The organism is Amycolatopsis sp. NPDC054798, assembly GCF_053611505.1.
The window spans coordinates 63,719-82,145 of record NZ_JBSHAM010000005.1 but is presented as its reverse complement, the minus strand read 5'-3'; the positions used below and the strand labels follow the sequence as shown (position 1 = coordinate 82,145).

At 68.6% G+C, this 18,427-nt stretch carries 17 protein-coding genes and 1 tRNA gene; 9 read left to right on the top strand and 9 right to left on the bottom strand.

What is annotated here, in order from left to right; genetic code table 11:
* The 4 genes from mscL to ACWGIC_RS05080 all read right to left on the bottom strand — a co-directional run bounded on the left by mscL (position 1) and on the right by ACWGIC_RS05080 (position 3,000).
* Positions 1 to 420, bottom strand: coding sequence for a large-conductance mechanosensitive channel protein MscL (gene mscL, locus ACWGIC_RS05095; protein ID WP_452074610.1), 420 nt, complete (start codon positions 418 to 420; stop codon positions 1 to 3).
* A 74-nt stretch (positions 421 to 494) separates the two neighbouring features.
* Complete coding sequence (locus ACWGIC_RS05090; RefSeq protein ID WP_452074609.1) at positions 495 to 1,154, bottom strand: SAF domain-containing protein; 660 nt, start codon at positions 1,152 to 1,154, stop codon at positions 495 to 497.
* 129 nt (positions 1,155 to 1,283) lie between these two features.
* Positions 1,284 to 1,613, bottom strand: coding sequence for an FmdB family zinc ribbon protein (locus ACWGIC_RS05085; RefSeq protein ID WP_452074608.1), 330 nt, complete (start codon positions 1,611 to 1,613; stop codon positions 1,284 to 1,286).
* 787 nt (positions 1,614 to 2,400) lie between these two features.
* Positions 2,401 to 3,000, bottom strand: a complete 600-nt coding sequence (locus tag ACWGIC_RS05080) for a 5-formyltetrahydrofolate cyclo-ligase (protein ID WP_452074607.1) — start codon at positions 2,998 to 3,000, stop codon at positions 2,401 to 2,403.
* Between the two features lie 24 nt (positions 3,001 to 3,024).
* Between ACWGIC_RS05080 and ACWGIC_RS05075 the strand changes: the two genes are divergently transcribed.
* The 7 genes from ACWGIC_RS05075 to ACWGIC_RS05045 all read left to right on the top strand — a co-directional run bounded on the left by ACWGIC_RS05075 (position 3,025) and on the right by ACWGIC_RS05045 (position 9,170).
* Positions 3,025 to 3,930, top strand: a complete 906-nt coding sequence (locus tag ACWGIC_RS05075) for a UTP--glucose-1-phosphate uridylyltransferase (protein WP_406638728.1) — start codon at positions 3,025 to 3,027, stop codon at positions 3,928 to 3,930.
* Positions 3,927 to 5,288, top strand: coding sequence for a molybdotransferase-like divisome protein Glp (glp, locus tag ACWGIC_RS05070; RefSeq protein ID WP_452074606.1), 1,362 nt, complete (start codon positions 3,927 to 3,929; stop codon positions 5,286 to 5,288). The genes ACWGIC_RS05075 and glp overlap by 4 nt, the downstream gene beginning before the upstream one ends.
* Before the next feature lie 3 nt (positions 5,289 to 5,291).
* A complete protein-coding gene (locus tag ACWGIC_RS05065) occupies positions 5,292 to 5,951 on the top strand; it encodes a GNAT family N-acetyltransferase (protein WP_452074605.1) in 660 nt (219 codons plus the stop codon).
* Between the two features lie 161 nt (positions 5,952 to 6,112).
* Positions 6,113 to 6,934 carry a divisome protein SepX/GlpR gene (sepX, locus tag ACWGIC_RS05060; RefSeq protein WP_452074604.1) on the top strand — a complete coding sequence of 274 codons (822 nt, stop codon included), beginning with the start codon at positions 6,113 to 6,115 and terminating at the stop codon, positions 6,932 to 6,934.
* Between the two features lie 73 nt (positions 6,935 to 7,007).
* A tRNA-Ala gene (locus tag ACWGIC_RS05055) sits at positions 7,008 to 7,080 on the top strand.
* A gap of 458 nt (positions 7,081 to 7,538) precedes the next feature.
* Positions 7,539 to 8,105 (top strand): hypothetical protein, encoded by a 567-nt coding sequence (locus ACWGIC_RS05050; RefSeq protein WP_452074603.1) that lies wholly within the window; start codon positions 7,539 to 7,541, stop codon positions 8,103 to 8,105.
* Positions 8,106 to 8,240: 135 nt separating this feature from the next.
* Positions 8,241 to 9,170 carry a hypothetical protein gene (locus ACWGIC_RS05045; RefSeq protein WP_452074602.1) on the top strand — a complete coding sequence of 310 codons (930 nt, stop codon included), beginning with the start codon at positions 8,241 to 8,243 and terminating at the stop codon, positions 9,168 to 9,170.
* 87 nt (positions 9,171 to 9,257) lie between these two features.
* On the opposite strand, the gene ACWGIC_RS05040 is transcribed toward ACWGIC_RS05045, so the two are convergent.
* The 5 genes from ACWGIC_RS05040 to ACWGIC_RS05020 all read right to left on the bottom strand — a co-directional run bounded on the left by ACWGIC_RS05040 (position 9,258) and on the right by ACWGIC_RS05020 (position 14,794).
* On the bottom strand, positions 9,258 to 9,770 hold the full coding sequence (locus tag ACWGIC_RS05040) for a DUF1707 SHOCT-like domain-containing protein (RefSeq protein ID WP_452074601.1): 513 nt from the start codon (positions 9,768 to 9,770) through the stop codon (positions 9,258 to 9,260).
* A 139-nt stretch (positions 9,771 to 9,909) separates the two neighbouring features.
* The gene (locus ACWGIC_RS05035) at positions 9,910 to 11,670 is read right to left on the bottom strand and encodes a chitinase (RefSeq protein WP_452074600.1); all 1,761 of its coding nucleotides are present in this window, start codon (positions 11,668 to 11,670) and stop codon (positions 9,910 to 9,912) included.
* 112 nt (positions 11,671 to 11,782) lie between these two features.
* Entirely contained in the window at positions 11,783 to 12,595 is an 813-nt protein-coding gene (locus tag ACWGIC_RS05030; protein WP_452074599.1) for an ABC transporter ATP-binding protein, read from the bottom strand.
* A gap of 38 nt (positions 12,596 to 12,633) precedes the next feature.
* The gene (locus tag ACWGIC_RS05025) at positions 12,634 to 13,743 is read right to left on the bottom strand and encodes a FecCD family ABC transporter permease (protein ID WP_452074598.1); all 1,110 of its coding nucleotides are present in this window, start codon (positions 13,741 to 13,743) and stop codon (positions 12,634 to 12,636) included.
* Positions 13,744 to 13,750: 7 nt separating this feature from the next.
* Positions 13,751 to 14,794, bottom strand: a complete 1,044-nt coding sequence (locus tag ACWGIC_RS05020) for an ABC transporter substrate-binding protein (protein ID WP_452074597.1) — start codon at positions 14,792 to 14,794, stop codon at positions 13,751 to 13,753.
* 86 nt (positions 14,795 to 14,880) lie between these two features.
* Here ACWGIC_RS05020 and ACWGIC_RS05015 point away from each other — a divergent pair, with 86 nt between their 5' ends.
* A complete protein-coding gene (locus tag ACWGIC_RS05015; protein WP_452074596.1) occupies positions 14,881 to 16,644 on the top strand; it encodes an ABC transporter ATP-binding protein in 1,764 nt (587 codons plus the stop codon).
* Positions 16,641 to 18,383: an ABC transporter ATP-binding protein gene (locus ACWGIC_RS05010; protein WP_452074595.1), complete on the top strand. Its 1,743-nt coding sequence runs from the start codon at positions 16,641 to 16,643 to the stop codon at positions 18,381 to 18,383. Before ACWGIC_RS05015 ends, ACWGIC_RS05010 begins: the two co-directional genes overlap by 4 nt.
* The last annotated feature ends 44 nt before the right edge of the window (positions 18,384 to 18,427 follow it).

Genomic DNA, 18,427 nt, shown 5'->3' with positions numbered 1-18,427 from the left:
TCAGCTGTCGCGGCTGGAGGGGCCGTTGCCCTGCTGCGCGCGCAGCAGGTCGCGGATTTCGATGAGCAGCTCGACGTCGGTGGGCTCGGCGGGACCGGGCTCCTGACCGCGCTTCCGCCGCTCCTGCAGGTGCTTCACCGGCAGCACCACCAGGAAGTAGACGATCCCCGCCACGATCACGAAGTTGATCGCCGCGTTGATCACGCCGCCGAAGTCCATGAAGGTCGCGCCGTTTTCCTTCAGGATCCGGAAACCGAGCCCCTGCGCCGCGTCGGAACCACCGATCGCGCTGATCAGCGGCTTGATCAGACCGTTGGTGAACGCCGTGACGATCGCGGTGAACGCGGCGCCGACCACGACCGCGACCGCGAGGTCGACGACGTTGCCGCGCATCAGAAAGTCCTTGAAACCTTTCAGCACTGCTGCTCCCAGAAGAATCAGGACGGGCGTCTGGCCGCCCTGAGACAGCCGTCGCCCGTCGGGACAGGGTCGGGTTAGCGGAGAGTAACCGTTACCGGTCGTTCGAGCGAGGAAGCGGCGACCTGCGTGGCAACCTGCGACGGCAGCGCGAGCAGCACCAGCGGACCCTTCTGCGGCGGGCCGAGCGCACGGTTCCCAGTGTCGTCGGAACGCCGGACAGTGACCACCGAAGCGCCTCTGGCCAGCACAGACGCGGAATTCGTGGTATCCGCGCTCGCGACGACATCGACGCGCTGGCCCGGCTGAAGCAACTCGGCGACGGCCGCGTCCGCGAGCCGGACGGCGACGGTGACTGTGCCGGGTTCACCCGTTACGGGGAGGTTGTTGCCGAGGAGCCGGACGTCGGTGATGGGCTCGCCGGCGCGGGCGGCACCGGCCAGAAGCCGGCCCACAGCCGCGTCGGACGCCGAGAGCGCGCCGGACGGGCGTAGGTCGTCGGGCAGCGCGATGGTCCGCACGTCAGCAGCACGCAGGACGGAACCCGCGGGCAGGTCGCGCGCCGAGACCACTGTCGAGGTGGCGGGCGCGCCGCGCGCGGACGGCGGGAGAAGCAGGACGAGCAGGCCGGCCAAGACCAAGGCCGCCGCGAGACACCGGCGGAGCATCCGGGCTCGCCGACCGCGCGGCAGCCGGACGTCAGGCAGCGCGGGAAGGCGGCTGAGCAAGGTGTTCACGGTTGTCCCCTCGTCGGTTCCGATGCGGCGGGATGCCGCACGAATCCGACGTTAAGGACGTCGCGAACCGGCCGGAAGGACCGATTCGCGAACCTGTGGACAACTGGCCCCTTGTGGATAACTCGGGGGTCAGGAGGTCGTGGAAGCCGTTTTTGTCGTGCTCGTGGCGGAGGATGTGTTCGAGGACGAAGAAGACGTCGACGAAGAGGAGGTGGTGGACGACGAGTCGGACTTGGCGCTCTCGGTCTTGGCCGGGGTCGCGGAGGCGCTCGACTTGCTCGAATCACGCGAATCCGTGCGGTAGAACCCGCTGCCCTTGAAGACCACGCCGACCGAGCTGAAGACCTTGCGCAGTGGACCGGAGCACTGCGGGCAGACGGTCAGGCTGGGATCGGAGAAGGACTGCACGGCCTCGAAGCGGTGGTCGCATTCTTTGCAGGCGTACTGGTACGTGGGCACTGGAGCTCCTTCATGCACTGGCACTCGACCTACGAGAGTGCTAACCCAATTGTGCTGGACGACATTCCCCCAGCGCAATTACCCCTTGCTCACAGTGCTGTGGCGGAAGGGGCGGCGGCGGGTTAGCGCTGGTCAGGACGTCCTGGGCGGGTGCGGTGGGGTGGTCGGACCGCGGCTGGTGCGGCCGGTTGGGCCCTCGTTGGGCTGGCGACGAGGGCCGGGGCGGTGTCTGTGGGCGGCTCGTGGAGGCCGGTTTGGCGGCTGAGGGAGCGGGTGCTGGCACGGGTTGTGTGCGGATGCGTGGTTTGAGTGGTTCGTGTGGTTCGCGGCTGGATGCTGAGGTGAGGGAGCTTGGCGGGCTGGCGACCTGTCCGGCTGAGGGTGCGCGACGGGCTCGCGAGGGGCCTGGAGCTGACGGCTCTGGGGGCGGTGGGTGATTGGCGGAAGGAGGGTGGCAGTTGGCGGTGGTTGGTGACGTGGCTGGCTGATCGTGAGCAACGGGGCCGCGAGCGAGCTGGACGGAGCTGGTGGGCCGTGAGCTGTGAGCTGTGAGCTGGACGGCGATGGTGGCTGTGTGGGTTGTCGGCTGGACGGGGCTGGTGGCTACGCGGTCAGGCGTTGGCGGAGGCCTGGCGGTGTGACCGATGCCGAGCGTCGGCGGCTGGGCTTCGGTCGGACGCTGGGCGTCGGCTAGGAGCTTCGGCCGGTCGACCGGTCATGGGCGTCGGGCGGCGACGCCGGACCTGGGCACCGATCGAGTGGTCTTGACCACTTCCTCCCCGCTGCTTCACCGAGTCGCGGCGGCTGTCGGCAGCTGGATGAGGCCGGAGGGTGTCAGGACGGCGGTCATGGGCACGTCGTGGGGTTCGGCCGGGAGACGGTCGACTACCTCCTCTGCGCGCACTACAGCCACGCGCGCGGTGTCAGCCGTGGCGGTCAGGGTGCGGTCGTAGTAGCCGGCTCCGCGGCCGAGGCGGGTGCCGTGGCGGTCGACGGCCAGGGCTGGGATCAGCAGCACCTGCGCCGAGGCGACCGCGCTGGTGCCCAGGCGTGGGCCGGATGGTTCCAGGACGCCGCGGAGGCGTCCGGGGATCAGGGTGTCCGGGCCGGTGTACTCGGCCCAGTCGAGCGGGCCGGGCGTGTCCGGGATGACTGGCAGCAGGACTCGCGCGCCTGTCGAGGCCAGGGCGTTCACCAGGGAGATTTGGCCGGGCTCGGTGCCGAAAGGAAGGTACGCGCACACCGTTTCCGCGTGGATCGACGCCGCCGCGGTCGCCAGGGCGGCTGCCTCTTGAGCGTGGGCTTCGGGGGCCAGTTCGGCGCGGGCGCGAAGGATTCGGGTTCGCCACTCCGCCTTGCTCGGGGTCTCATTGCCCGGCTCGTGCATGAGACCAGGTTAGGCTTTGCGCCCATGACGGGCGCCTCAACCACCCAGACCTTCAGAACCGCCATCGTGCCTGCCGCAGGCCTCGGCACGCGATTCCTGCCGACCACGAAAGCGGTGCCCAAAGAGCTGCTTCCGGTGGTCGACACGCCGGGGATCGAGATCGTCGCCGCCGAGGCGGCGAGTGCGGGCGCGAAGCGGCTGGTGATCGTCACCTCGCCGGGCAAGGAAGCTGTCGTCCGGTACTTCGAGGCGAAGCCGGACCTGGAGAAGACGCTCGAGGACAAGGGCAAAACCGAACTGCTGGCGAAGGTCCGCCGCGGGCCGGAGCTGCTGGACGTCGAGGTCGCGATCCAGGAACAGGCACTCGGGCTCGGGCACGCGGTCGCGCAGGCCGAACCGAACCTCACCGACGAGGACACCGCTGTCGCCGTGCTCCTGCCCGACGACCTCGTGTTGCCCGCCGGGGTCCTCGACCGGATGTCGGCCGTCCGCGCCCAGTACGGCGGAAGCGTGCTTTGCGCCTTCGACATCCCGAAGGAGCAGATCTCCCCGTACGGCGTCTTCGACGTCACCGACACTGGCGACCCGGACGTCAAGCAGGTCCACGGCATGGTCGAGAAGCCAAAGCCGGAGGACGCGCCGTCGACCTACGCCGCGGCCGGGCGGTACCTGCTCGACCGGGCGATTTTCGACGCGCTGCGCCGGATCGAGCCCGGTGCCGGCGGCGAGCTGCAGCTCACCGACGCCGTCGCGCTGCTGATCCAGGAAGGGCATCCGGTGCACATCGTCGTCCACCGCGGCGGGCGGCACGACCTGGGCAACCCGGGCGGATTCCTGCGCGCCGCTGTCGATTTCGCGCTCGAGGACCCAGATTACGGGCCTTCGCTGCGCACCTGGCTGACCGAACGGATCGGAAACGATCGCCCATGACGGACTCCCTCGATTCCACGCCAGCAACGCCGATCGAAGACGTCGTCGCGACCGAACCGGCGGTTCAGGCCGTCGCCGCAGCGGAATCGGCAGAAATCGTTGTCCCGGCGGAAGAATCCGCTGAGCCCGGAGACTTCCGCTCGGTCGACGAGCAGATCGCGCTGACCCTCGACGCCGCCGTGCGCCCGCGGCCGGTCCGTGTGGCGATCTCCGAAGCGCAGGGCCTGCTGTGCGCGGAGGAAGTCGTCGCTGAGCACGCGCTGCCCGGGTTCGACCAGGCAGCAGTGGACGGGTACGCGGTTCGGAGCGTCGACGTGCGCACCGCCGGACAGGAACCGGTCCAGCTGCCGGTCGTCGGAGAAATCCCGGCCGGCTCGCGTCAGCCGCGACGGCTGCAGCCGGGCCAGGCGGTGCGGGTCGACACCGGCGCGCCGCTGCCCACGCTGGCGGACGCCGTGGTCCCGACCGCTTACACCGACGGTCACCAGGCCAAGGTCACCGTGAACCGGTCCGTGCCCTCCGCCGGCTACGTGCGGCGGGCAGGCGAGGACGTGCAGATCGGCGACGTCGCGGTGCGCAAGGGCGACACCATCGGCTCCGCACAGGTCGGGCTGCTGGCCGCGGTCGGCCGCGCAAAAGTGCTGGTCTATCCGCGGCCGCGGGTGTCGATCGTGTCGGTCGGCGACGAGCTGGTGGACATCGACCGCACGCCGTCGGTCGGCCAGGTCTACGACGTCAACTCGTACGCACTCGCCGCTGCCGCGCGCGACGCCGGTGCCGAGGTGAGCCGGGTCGGCATCGTGCCGGGCGACCCGAAGCGGCTGCGCGAGGTCGTCGAAGGACGGCTGCTGATGTCCGAGATCGTGGTCGTCGCGGGCGGGGCCGGCGGATCCTCCGGAGACGAGGTGCACGCCGCGCTGTCCGACCTCGGCCACATCGACCTGACCCGGGTCGCGATGCACCCCGGGTCGGTGCAGGGCTTCGGCAGGCTCGGCCCGGACTCGGTGCCGACGTTCCTCATCCCGGGCAACCCGATGAGCGCGCTCGTGGTGTTCGAGGTGCTGGTGCGGCCGTTGATCCGCACCGCGCGCGGCACCCGCAATCCGCACCGCCGGGTGGTCGGGGCGCGGCTGCTGTCGTCGATCACCTCGACGAAGGGCCGGCGTGGCTACCTGCGCGGCCAGCTGCTGCGCGACGAAGCGAACGGCGAGTACCTGGTGCAGCCGCTCGGCACGTCGGGCGCGCACCTGCTCGCGTCGCTGGCGGAGGCGAACTGCCTCATCACCGTCGAGGAGGATCTCACCGAGGTGGCCGCGGGCGACCAGGTCAAGGTCACCTTCCTCGCCCAGCGCGCCTGATCCGTGGCCGCACTCGCCGACTCGGTCGAAAACCGGCACCCCGGCTGGCCCGCCACCCTCGGCCCCCTGCGGATCCCGGCCGGCGTGCTCGCCGTGCGCCCGGTGCGGCTGCGCGACGCCGGCGAGTGGAGCCGCGTCCGGCTGCGCGACCGCGAGCACCTCGAGGAGTGGGAGCCGACCGGGATCGGGCCGTGGGCCGACCGCAACGCGTTCTGGTCGTGGCCGTCGCAATGGGCGGCGCTGCGCGGGCTGGCGCGGCGGGGCCAGTGCCTGCCGTTCACGATCACGGTGGACGGAAAGTTCGCGGGGCAGATCACTGTCGGTAATGTGATCCGCGCCGCACTCCGGTCGGCCTGGATCGGGTACTGGGTGTCGTCCGAGATCGTCCGGGGAGGCGTGGCCACCGCCGCCGTCGCGCTCGTGACAGATCACGCTTTCGATGTAGCCGGCCTGCATCGGCTGGAGGCGACCGTGCGGCCGGAGAACAACGCCAGCATCCGCGTGCTCAGCAAGGCCGGATATCGGCAGGAAGGGCTGTTCGAGCGGTACCTCGACGTCGCCGGGGCCTGGCGTGACCACCTGTGTTTCGCCGTGACGAAAGAGGAGACCGGCGACGGCCTGGTGTCCCGTCTGGTGGCTTCCGGACGCGCCGACCTGGTCTGACGGTGACTACGCGTCCCTCTGCGATCACGCGTTACCACATCCTGTGAGATTCACCTAATGCGGTGATGCATTTTCGTGATCGAACCCGGCGAGTCTGCGCCTCCTGTGTGACTGTTGTGGCTAGCGTGACTACAGCAGAGGATCGGGGGAGGTGACGGGAGATGCCCAGTTCGGTGATCATCGTCGCGCTCGCCGCGGCATGGCTCGTCGTTCTCGTGCCCATGGTGGCTCGCAAACGCCAGCAAGTCGCGCGGACGCCTACCTCCGCGCTGGCCGCCCGGGTAGTGCGAAGGGGCAGTGCTCGCAACGAGGGACAGGAGGACGACGCCGTGTCCGACAATGCGAATCCTTCGGTGGAGGATGATCTCGCCGAACTCGAAGCGGAACTCGACGCTGACCTGGACGAAGAGCCCGAACCCGAACCGGAGCCGCTCCCGCAGCCCGCGCGCGCCGAACGTGCCGAACCGCGCCGCGAACGCCGCAGCTACCGGCCCGGCCGGGGCGGCTTCGACCCGGAAGCGGCGGAGATCGCCGCCCGCGCCAAGTACGCGTTCCGTCAGCGGGTGGTCGTGATCCTGCTGATCGCCGCCGTCGTCACGGCCGCGATCGCCGGATTCGCGTTCTCGCTCGCGTGGTGGGCGCACGGCGCGGTCGACCTCGCCCTCGTCGGCTACCTCGTGTACCTCCGCCGTCAGGTCCGGATCGAGAACGAAATCCGGCAGCGCCGGATGGCCCGCTACTCGACGACGTCTGAGCGCGAGGTTCCCGCTTCGCACGAGGCGTACGACTCTTTCGAGGAGGAAGAGGAGAACGTCGAGGTCATCGCCCCCGAGGTGCCGCGCGACATCGTGGAGCGCAAGCCGTCCCCGATGTCCCGCATCCGCAGGCAGGCAGTCGTCGTCGACCTGGACGACGAGGACCCCGCGTTCGAGGAACTCGCCGAGCCCACCGCGGGTCCGTACCGCCGGGCCGTGGGAGAGTGACCCCCGCTGTTCGGTGCCTGGAGGGCGCTGCTAAGCTTTCCAAGCACTGAACAACAGGGGCTCACGCTCCTGAGGGGCTGTAGCGCAGTTGGTAGCGCGTCTCGTTCGCATCGAGAAGGTCAGGGGTTCGATTCCCCTCAGCTCCACAGCAAGTGAAAGGCCCTCCCCGGATACCGGGGAGGGCCTTTTTCATGCCCGCACCGCAACGACTCATCGGAGGCTTGTCTTCCAGCTTCTTGAGCGTCGCCCGCGTTTGCTCGGACGAGACCTCTGGGGAGATCCCCGTCGTCATCGAGAACTGAGCGTGGCAACGCACGGGCGCAGCGGGCAGTCCAGGGGCGAAGGAAGTTGCGCAGCTCGGCAGGAGTGCCGAGCTGGATAGTGAACAGCTTCGTCCGGGCCCAAGTTGGAAGCCTTCGTCGCACCAAGTCCTTTATTGGCTCCGATAAACATGCCTGCCGTGACGCAGGCTTGGCTGTCGTGGCGAGCTGTAACGCAGCACACGCCAGGGCGACTACTTTCCTGTCGCCTGGCGCTTCTGAACCGTGCCGAGTGCCGCGTCGGAAAATGTTCGTCCTAGAAGGGGGATGGTGTGTCGAAAAGTATGGTCAGCCTGGCCGGTGGGCACCTTGTTTTCGGCGAGGCGGTGTCGAAGATAGCCGAATCGCTGAGTCCACTTGGCGCAGCCGGTCGCGTTATCGCTGAATCCTATGCCCTGGTCACCGAAATGCGCCGGATCAACCTGGAGAAGGTTCAGGCCGCCGACGCCAAGGAGATCACGCTGGCGTTGCTGGAACAGCGCCGCCAGGAGTCCTCCGCGACGCTGCGCCAGATGCGAGAAGGGGTCGGCCAGGCTGATCTCAGCGCGCGGGATATCCGGCAATGCATGGTCAATATGCAGCTGGCGACCGTCAAACCTGGGCTTTCCGCGTCGGAACGCCGGGCGTACAGCGAGCTGACCCAGCATTTCACCACGATGCTTGTTCAGCATCACTCCGACCTGACCGGCGGGGTCGCGGTGGTCGTTGACAAGGTGCTCAACGGCTCCGGTGCAACAGCTCTCGCTCCCGCGTCGCGCGACGCTGGCTCGCGGCAGACGACGCCAAGGCGTGGTTCCGGCCAGCAAGGTGCTAACCGGAACACCGGTCGCGATCGCGGACGGCACCGGTAAGGCATGGCGGGTAACCGTAACGGCTGCAGTGGATGTGCCGTCGCACTGCTCGCCGTATTCTTCGGCCTGCCACTAACGGTCTTGTTGGCGGCACCGGCAGTTGCAGCTCACATCGGGCTCAGCAAGGTGCCGCATTTGGCGTCCTATCTGCCGGAGTGGCGTTGGGCGATGATCGGCTCAGCGCTCCTGGCGCTGATGCTGGTCCGGCTTGCCTTGGCGAAGAGCGGCCGTCTTCGCGGCGGCTCGACTCATCCGGTGAAACGATGGCTCGGGATGACCGGCCGAGCTGCGGTCTTGCTTGGTGCGGTCAACGCCACCGTCTTCGTGCAGTTGGCCCGTGGCGCGAGCACCGAGCACGTCATCTCGGACGGTTTGCCTCTCTTCGGGATCGCGGCCTTGACCGGCATTGCGGTGCTTGTCGTGATCAGGCTGTGGGACCGGCGTCCGGAACCGGTCACCGTCGAGGAGATCCGCGCTTCGACGGCGGAAGCCGACCGTACTCTGCGTCGAGTCCGTGCCGAGAACGAGCGGGTGCGCCGGCAGTCCGAGCAGATGCAAGTGCGGCTGGCGAAGCTTCGTGCCCAGACCGCGCGCGGCAACGGCCACGGGAAAGGCCAGCGCACTGGCCAGCATTCGACCCGCGGCGATGTCGATTTCCATGCGCTGCAAACCTTCCATCGCGAGTCATTCCAGTGCGCCGACACCGCGCATCTCGCCTACCAATCCGCGCAAGCCTCCCTCCGCACGGTGTCGTTCGTGGCGCGCCGTGCGCGGCTCATGCCGCCGCAGTGGCTATCGGCTGGCCGTGCGGCAAAGTTGGCTCGTGCCGAGATGCGTGCCGCCGCGGCGCAACTGGCGCACTCTCATGCTGAGCTGCGGACGCAGGTCGATCGGGGGCTGGGCATGGTGCGGACTCTGAACGCGAACACGTCCGATTTCAAATGCGAAATCCGCGACAGTTGCGGCGAGCCCGGACGGCTGTGGTTCGCGGCCCTGGAAGAGCGCATCGCTCAAGCGCGTGCCGAGCGCCGCGCGGGCAGTACCCGCCGAGATGCGTCGGGGTAACCGCCGGTGGCAGCTCTAGCCGGATGTCGTCGAATCCGATGGCTTAGCAAAAGCTGCAATGCGCGCTAAATTTTCGTCGCGCCGGACTTATTCTCCGCGGTCAAACCTGCGGAAAAGCTCGATGGTCAGCACTGCCGCGCCCCATGGTGCGCCGATAATCGGCCATAAGGTGAACCATGCTGAGTTTGAAGGGAGACCGGCAGCCAGGCATACGGCTAGGTAGGCGGCGTTGACGATGACCCAGGCCGCGATCGCGGCTGGTCCGACCAGCAGGGCTGCTAGGCCGCGCTGCCCAGGTGGCAGTTTGGTCAACCGTCGCAGCCATTCGAGCTGCTGGTATCTGAGAGTGAAATATGCGCCGACCGGATCGGCTGCCTTCGTGGCAGCGGTGGAATCTCGCTCGCTTTCAGCGTTGTCCAGTATCGGGAGGGCTTGCTGGGTGGCTGCTAGCTCCCCGTACGTCCGCGCCGCATAGGCGGCCTTGACTCGCTCCTCGAATTCGGTGACATCAAGCCGACCTTCCGTGTAAGCGGTATTTAACCGGGAAACGGCTCTCTCGCGGTCCGCATTGCTTGCCCGGGCGTCGCTTGGCTGGCTCACGCTATTCCCTCCCCCTCAAGATCTCGTCATCCCAGAGTACCGATCTGTCCGGAGACGGAGCGGGACTCTGGGAATCTGACGGAGACGGAATTGGCGAAAATTGCATGCGGCGGTACGTTTTCCGCAGTCGGGAGACGGCTCAGCCGAGCCCGTCCAAGAACGGCCGGTGCGAGTTCTGGAACTCCCACTTGTAATACCGGTCCCAGTTCACCGACCACGTCATCAACCCCCGCAGCGCTGGCGACGCCCCACCCCGCAGGGTGTACGAGCCGCAGCCGGTTCCGTGGGCCAGGCAGGTTACCGCGGTGTGGACTTCGGCTGGGGAGACGTAGCCGTTGCCTGCGCTGACGGCCGCGGGGAGGCCGACTGCGATTTGGTCTTCGCGCAGGCCGGGGAAGGTCTGGCCGGTGTTCGCGACTTTGAAGCCGGACTTCAGCATGTCGGTCATGGCGATCAGGAAGTCCGCGCCGCCCATGGTGTGGTACTGGTTGTCCAGTCCCATGACGGGGCCGGAGTTGTAGTCCTGGACGTGCAACACCGTCAGGTCGTCCCGCATCGCGTAGATGACCGGCAGGTAGGCGCCGGTGCGGCTGTCTCCGCCTCCGGCGCCTCCGTAGAACTGGTAGCCCACCTGGACGAAGAACGTCTCGGGGGCCATGGTGAGCACGAATTTGGCTCCGTAGCGGGCTTTCAGGGTCTTCAAGGCCGAGATCAGGTTGACGATCACTGGCGTGGTCGGGTTGTGGAAGTCGGTGTCGCCCGAGTCCAGGGACAGGGACTGGCTTTCGAAGTCGACGTCCAGGCCGTCCAGGCCGTATTTGTCGATGATCGCCGCGACTGAGTTGACGAAGTTGTCGCGGGCGGCGGTGGTGGTCAGCCGGACTTCGCCGTTCTGGCCGCCGATCGAGATCAGGACCTTCTTGCCCTGCGCCTGCTTCGCGCGGATCGCGGCGATGAAGTCGGCGTCGCTTTCCACGCCGGGGCATTCGGTGGCTGAGCAGCGGTTGAAGCGGACGTCGCCGGAGGTTACCGAGGTGGGTTCGGCGAAGGCCAGGTCGATGATGTCCCAGGCGGCTGGGACGTCGGCGAGCTTCAGATAGCCCGAGCCGTTCGCGAAGCTTGCGTGGACGTAACCGATCAGTGCGTGTTTCGGCAGGCCGGTGCTGGTGCAGCCGCTGGTGGTCGCGGAGACCGCTGTGGTGCGGGCGGATTCCGCGGTGCCGTTGTAGGCGGTCACCGAGTAGCTGTGCGAGGTGCAGGCGGTCAGGTCGGAAAGCGTGGTGGACGTTCCGGTCACGGTGGCGCGCAGGGTGTTGTCTTCGTAGACGCGGTAGCCGGTCACGGTGCCTGCTGCCGCGCCCCAACTCAGCGCGATCGACGTGTCGGTCACGGTGCCGACGGTCGGGGTTCCTGGAGTGCCGGGTGCGCCGGGGGTGTCGCCGCCGGGGCCGTCGAGGGATAGGTCGTCGGCGTAGTACGTGCCGGCGCCGTACCAGCCGTGCAGGTACAGCTCGGCGGACGTCTGGTTCGCGGTGGTGGTGAAGGACAGCGAAAGCTGGCTGTACGCCGAGGCGTTAGTCCAAGTGGAGGAGCCGCCGGTGACGCCCAGGTAGACCGGTGCGCCGCGCACCCAGGCGGAAACCGAGTAGGTCGTGCTCGGGCGCACGGACACCTTCTGGGTGCATTGGCCGAGGTCAGCCGAGCCAGGGGTGACGGCCAGCGCGTAGCTTCCGGAGTGCACGGGAGTGGTTACGGCCGCGCCTGCCGGGCACGTCCAGCCGGACGTCGAACCGGCTTCGAAACCGGGGTTGGCGAGCAGGTTCACCGCCTGCGCTGGAACGCCGACGACCAGCCCGGCGACGGCTAGCAGGAGCACGACGAGGAAACGGGCACGCTTCATTGCGGTTCCTCCGGTCTGGCACGGCCCCCTGGCAGTTATTGTCTAGACCACTCGGCAAGTTGTCCAGACCTATTCGACCGACGAAAGTCGGTTCCGGCGGGAACGGGAGCCGTCAGGTGCCAGTGTCCATTGTGGAGTCGAGAGCGACGGCCGGGGCGGGCCGTCGCGGGGAGAAGGCGAGCAGCAGCCCGCCGGTTTCCGGGTGGTCCAGATGCGTGCAAGCGACCCCGAAGACCTGCTGCACGAGGTCAGGCTCGAGCACCTCCGCGGGTTTGCCGCTGGTGACGATGCGACCCTGTTGAAGGACGTAGATCCGGTCGCAGTAGGTGGCCGCGAGGTTCAGGTCGTGCAGGACGCACAGGGTCGACCGGTTCAGATCGCGGACCAGTTCGAGCAGTTCGAGCGCGGCGTGGATGTCGAGATGATTGGTCGGCTCGTCCAGCAGGAGCAGCGGGCTTTCCTGGGCGAGGGCGCGGGCCACCAGCACTCGTTGCCGTTCGCCGCCGGAGAGGGTCGAGAGACGCCGGACGCGGTAGTCGCGCAGGCCGACGCGGTTCAGTGCGGAGTCGACCAGGGCGCGGTCGCGGCTGGTGACGGCGCCGAAGGCGGGCAGCCAGGGGCCGCGGCCCATGGTCACGACTTCTTCGACGGTGAAATCGAAGTCCGGCGAGTTGTCCTGTGCGACGAGTGCGGCGCGCCGGGCCACCTGGCGCTGGCTGAGTGTTCGCACGTCTTCGCCGCTGAGTTCGACGAGACCCGCGACGGGGTCGAGCGCACGGTAGATCGTTCGCAGCAAGGAGGTTTTCCCGCTGCCGTTGGGGCCCACCAGCCCGACCCGCTCGCCTTCGCCGACGACGAGGTCGCAGTCGGCGACGATCGGGACGGAGCCGAGCCGGACGCTGACGCCGGCCATCGTGAGTCTCATGCTGTCTCCAAAGGGCTTGCGGGACGCCGGGATCGCGCTCATGCCGTGTCCGACCGGCGCAGCAGCCACAGGAAAACGGGGGCGCCGAGCAGTGCCGTGACGATCCCGACGGGCAGTTCTTCCGGACTGACGGCGACGCGGCACAGCAGGTCGACGGCGACGAGGTAGACAGCACCGGTGAGCAGGGCGATCGGCAGCAGACGCCGGTGGTCCGGGCCGACGACGAGGCGGACGACGTGGGGGACGATGAGCCCGACGAAACCAATGCCGCCGGACGAGGCGACGAGCACCCCGGTCAGCAGCGACGACACGATCAGCAGCCGCACGCGCACCCGATGCACCGCGACGCCAAGGGAAAGCGCCGCGTCCTCCCCGGCGGCGAGCGCGTTGAGCGCCCGGCTTTGGACGAGCAGGTAACCGCCGGCCAGCAGTACGGCGGCGGCGGGCAAGGCCAGATTCGGCCACGACGACTGCGCCAGCGAGCCCAGCAACCAGAACAGCACCGACCTCGCCGCGTTCGGGTCCGCGCTGCGGAAAATGACGAAGCTGGTGGCCCCGCTGAACAGGTAGGAGAGTGTCACTCCGGCGAGAACCAGCCGGCTCGGGACGAGGCGTCCGGCTCGGCGCGACAAGGCGAGGACCGCGATGGTCGCGCCGAGTGCTCCCACGAACGCCGCGGCGGCGGTCGGCAGAGCGGCCAGCGCCGCCGTCGTCACCCCGAACGTGATCGTGATGGAAGCCAGCAGTCCCGCGCCGGAAGAAACGCCGAGCACGTAGGGGTCGGCGAGCGGATTCCGGACGGTGGCCTGCAAGGTGACACCCACGGTGGCGAGCCCCGCGCCGACGACGGCGGCCAGCAGGACCCGCGGGAGCCGCAGGTTCCAGACGATCTCGTCCTGCACCGCGTCGGCGGACGTCCCGGTGCCGAACAGATGCTGGCCGATCACCGTGACGACGGTGGGCAAATCCAGGCCGATCGAACCGATCGACACCGCCAGGCAGACCGTTCCGGCGAGAACGATGAGCAGGATCGGCAGTGCGGTGCGGAGGGAAATCTGCCTGCCGCGGCCATTTTTGGTTCGTGCGCGCGTGTTTCGCGAGTACCCGGCGGGGTTGATGTCCGCCGGAGGAGGTTTTTGCTTTGACATCACAGCCTTACTGCGCGGCGAACGCGCTCGGGTGCAGGAACCGGGCGACCTCTTCGACGCCCTCTACCGGGCGGATGCTCCCGTGTGCGCCGGTTTTGGCCGCGTCGATCACCAGGACGCGGTGCTGCTTGACGGCGTCGACGATCGGGAAAGTCCGCTCCAGGAAGGAGATCGCGTCCGCGCGTCCGCGCTCCGACGCGGTGAAGTCGTCGACGACGATGGTCTGCGGATTGCGTGCGACGATCTGTTCCGCGCTGATGGGCGCGAACTGGCCCGGCTGGTCGGCGAAGAGGTTGGTGCCGCCCGCCCGGTCGAGCACGTCGTTCGCGAGGCCGCCGGAGGTCACGTAAAGCTGGTTGGCGACCTGGGAAACCCCGGCGACAGTCAGCTTCGGTTGCCGAGCGGTGCGCGCTTGCACGTCGTTGAGCCGGGCGCGCAGCTGGTCGGTGAGCGCCTGTGCGCGCGCCGGCACCCCGAAGATCTTGCCGAGCTGCTGAAGGTCGGTGAACAACGAGTCGAGCCCGTTGCCGTGCGCGTCCTGGTCTTTGGCGCAGCCGTTGACGACGTAGGCCGGGATCTTCATCCGTTTCAGTTCGCCGATGGCCGGACCGCCTTGCCTGCCGGAGATTTTCTCGACCTGGTCGCTGATCAGGAGGTCCGGCTTCGCGGCGAGAAGCGCCTCGGTGCCCGGTACGCGCGGGCCGAGGTCGGGGAGCGCGCCCAGGCGGTCCTTGAGCTCGGGGAGCGGGGCCGATTCGCCGCGCGTTTTGGCGACGATCCGGTCGCCGACGCCGAGCGCGAACAGCGTGTCGGCGATGGCGTCGTTGAGGATCACCACTCGGCTCGGAGGGTGGTCGAGGGCGAAGTTCTCGCCGCAGGACGCGAAGCCGATCTCGCCCTGCTTGCCTCGCTGTCCGGTGCTGGTATCCGGGTTCCCGCACGCGGCCCCGCCCGCCGCGGTGAGTGCGATGAGGACGCAGGCAGCGCTGGCGCGGAGCCGGGCATGCGGCCTCTGACCTGCTCGTTCGCGGTCGGCGCGGTGGTGCGACATGGCGGAAGGTTCCCTTCGCTGAGCTGCCCGGATGGGCGACGCCAACATTATTGAATGAGGTTCAGTCAGGATGTTAGGGTAGCCTAATGACAACCTCAACAGCGTCGCCGCCGCCAGGATTGGCGGGCCCGGGCGCGCTTCTGCGCTTGTTCTCGCCGATCCGGACGCACCTCGTGGTGTGCGCCGTTCTTTCCGCGATCAGCGCGGCGGCCGGGCTCGTTCCCTACATCGCCGTCGCCGAGATCGCGCGGGTCATGCTCGACAATCCGGCAGACGCGCGGACGGCGATCTGGCTCTGGGTCGTCATCGGAGCCGTGGGAGCCAGCCTGCGCCTGGTGCTGTTCGTGCAGTCCTCGCGCGTGGGCCATTTCGCGGACGCGAAAATCCTGCACGACCTGCGCGTGCGGATCGTGCGGCACCTCGGGGCCATTCCGCTCGGCTGGTTCCGCGCGTCCGGCTCTGGCCGGGTCAAGCGGGCGATGACCGGCGACCTGGAGGAGATGCACGAGGTCATCGCGCACGCGCTGGGACAGCTGACCGGAGCCCTCACGGTGACTGTCGTCGGGGCCGTCTACCTGTTCTTGGTCGACGTGCCGCTCGCCGCGATCGCGATGGGCGTGCTGGTGGTGATGGCGATCTTCTACCGCGTTTCGATGCGGTCGCTGACCAAGCACGTGAACCGGTTGATCGCGGCTGAGGCGCGGATCAGCACGGCGAGTGTCGAGTACGCCGACGGGATTCAGGTGGTGAAGACGTTCGGCACCGGTGGCCGGGTGATGCGTCGTTTCGACGACGCGGTGGACGAGCACACCAACGCCTTCGCCGCGTGGGTGGCAGAAGTCCGGTACAGCTCGGCGACGTCGCGGTTGCTGGGGTCGGAGATGGCGGTGCTGGCGGTGGTGATGGTCGCCGGGCTGGCGTTCGTCTCCCGCGGCTCGCTCGCGGTCGCGGATTTGGTCGCGTTCCTGGTGGTGGCGATCGGGCTGCCGAACACGATTCTCCCGGCGGTGAAAGCCATGCAGGGCGTGCGAAAGGGCCGGATGGGCGCGGCGAACATCGAGCGGCTGCTCAACCGGGCGCCGCTGCCGGAGCCGGAGCTTCCGCAGTCGCCGCGAGGGCACGGGGTGGAGTTCGATCGGGTGACGTTCTCCTACGACGGCGTGACCAACGCGGTCGAGGAGATCAGTGCGGTGTGCGAGCCGGGCCGGGTGACCGCGATCGTGGGTCCGTCCGGGGCCGGCAAGACGACGCTGGCGAGTTTGCTGCCGCGGTTTTACGACGTGTCCGACGGGGCGATCCGGATCGGCGGCGTTGACGTGCGGTCGATTCCTTCGGCCGAGGTGCTGGGGTCGATGTCGCTGGTGTTTCAGGACGTGGCGTTGTTGCGCGACAGCGTGGCGGAGAACATCCGGATCGGGCGGCCGGGGGCCAGCGACGCGGAGGTGCGCGAGGCGGCGGTCGCGGCGCATGTGCACGAGGTGATCGAGGCTTTGCCGCAGGGGTATGACACGTTGCTGGACGGAGGCGGGGGAAATCTGTCCGGCGGGGAGCGTCAGCGGTTGACGATCGCGCGGGCGATTTTGTCCGGGGCACCGATCGTGGTGCTGGACGAGGCGACCGCGGCGCTGGATCCGGACAGCGAGGCGGCGGTGCAGGACGCGCTGGCGGCGCTGGCGGTGGGCAAGACGGTGCTGGTGATCGCGCACCGGTTGCACACGATCGCCGGTGCGGACCAGATTCTCGTGCTCGACGGCGGACGCCTGGTCGAACGCGGCAGCCACAGCGAACTGCTCGCCCGTGACGGGCTTTACGCCCGGATGTGGGCGGCCCAGGAAGGAGTTCCCGCATGATCCGCCGCCTCTACCGGCTGTGGCCGCAACCCAAACTGCTCGCCCGGCTCTGGCTGCTCGACGCGGCTCAGGCTGTCCTGCAAGGGTTGTTGCTTGCTCTGCTGGTGCCGATTCTGGACGCTGTCGTCCGCCCCGAACCCGATTTCGCTTTGGCCACACCGTGGCTGGTGCTCGGCGCGATCGGGATGGTCGCGTACGCGGTGCTGAGCATCGTCACCACGCCGGTCGGTTTCAAAGCGTCGGGCACCCTCGCGGCACAGCTGCGACGACGGTTGATGCGGCACGTGAGCACCCTGCCGTTGGGGTGGTTCACCTCAGAACACAAGGCACGGCTCGCGCGCGGAGTGACCGCGGACGTCGGCGACGCCGCGAATCTGGCCGTGACGGTCGCCGGACCGGCGATCATCTCCACGCTGCTGCCCGCGACGATCATCGTGGTGACCTTTTTCGTCGACTGGCGGATGGCGCTGCTGTTGTGCGTGATCGCGCTCGTCGCCATCGTGGCGTTGCAGCGCGCGGCGCGGATCTCCGAAATCACCGAGAGCGAGCTGGAGCGGGCCGCGTCCGTGGTCGCCGGCCGGGCGATCGAACTCGGCCAGGCCCAGCCGGTCCTGCGTGCCGCGGGGCACGCCGAGGGGACTCCCCGGATGCACGCCGCGCTCGTGGAACACCGCGAGACCTACCGGGACGGCATGCGTCGCGCGCGGCGTCCGTTCTTCGTCTACACCGCGGTGGTCAACGCCGGGTTCGTGGCGGTGCTGGTGCTGGCCGCCTGGCTCGTGCTCAGCGAGCACGTCCCGGCCCCGGAAATGATCGCGCTGCTCGTGCTGGCCGCCCGGTTCCTGGAGCCGCTCGGCAACCTCATCGACCTCATCGGGGCCCTGCGTGCGATGACGAACAAGATCGGGCGCATCGAGGACCTGCTGAGCAATCCGCCACTGCCCGCGCCTGCCGACCCGGTGCGTGCGATCGGCAAGGCCGACATCGACTTCTCGGAGGTCACCTTCAGCTACCCCGGGGCCAAAACGCCCGCCTTGCGCTCGGTGTCGCTGCACTGCGCGCCGGGCACCACCACCGCGCTGGTCGGGCCGTCGGGCTCCGGCAAGACGACGGTGACCCGGCTCATCGCCCGGTTCTTCGACGTCGACGCCGGACAGGTCCGCGTCGGCGGCGTCGACGTGCGCGACCTCGACCTGGAGGTCCTGCTGGACGAGATCGCGATCGTGTTCCAGGACGTCTACCTGTTCGACGACACCATCGAGAACAACCTGCGGCTGGCGCATCCGGACGCCACGTGGGACGAACTCGAGGAAGCCGCCGCCGCGGCACGGCTCGACGAGGTGATCGAACGGCTGCCCAACGGCTGGGACACCCAGGTGGGAGAGGGCGGGGCTCAGCTGTCGGGCGGCGAGCGGCAGCGGGTCGCGATCGCCCGGGCCATGCTCAAGCGGGCGCGCATCGTGCTTGTCGACGAAGCCAGTTCGGCGCTCGACCCCGAGAACGAAGCGGCGGTCACCCAGGCCATCGCCAACCTCGGCAACGATCCCGACCGCACGGTGATCGTGATCGCGCACCGGCCGGCCACCTTGGCCGTGGCGGACCGGGTGATCTCGCTGGACGCCGGTCAGGTTGTCGAGTCGGGCACTCCCGCGCAGCTGCGCGGCACGAGCGGGGCGTTCGCGCGCATCAGCAAGCAATACGAGCAAGCGCGGCACTGGCGCATCGGCGCGAATCTCTGACGCGCGCAAACGGTCACCGGCGTCCATCCGGCCGCCGGTGACCG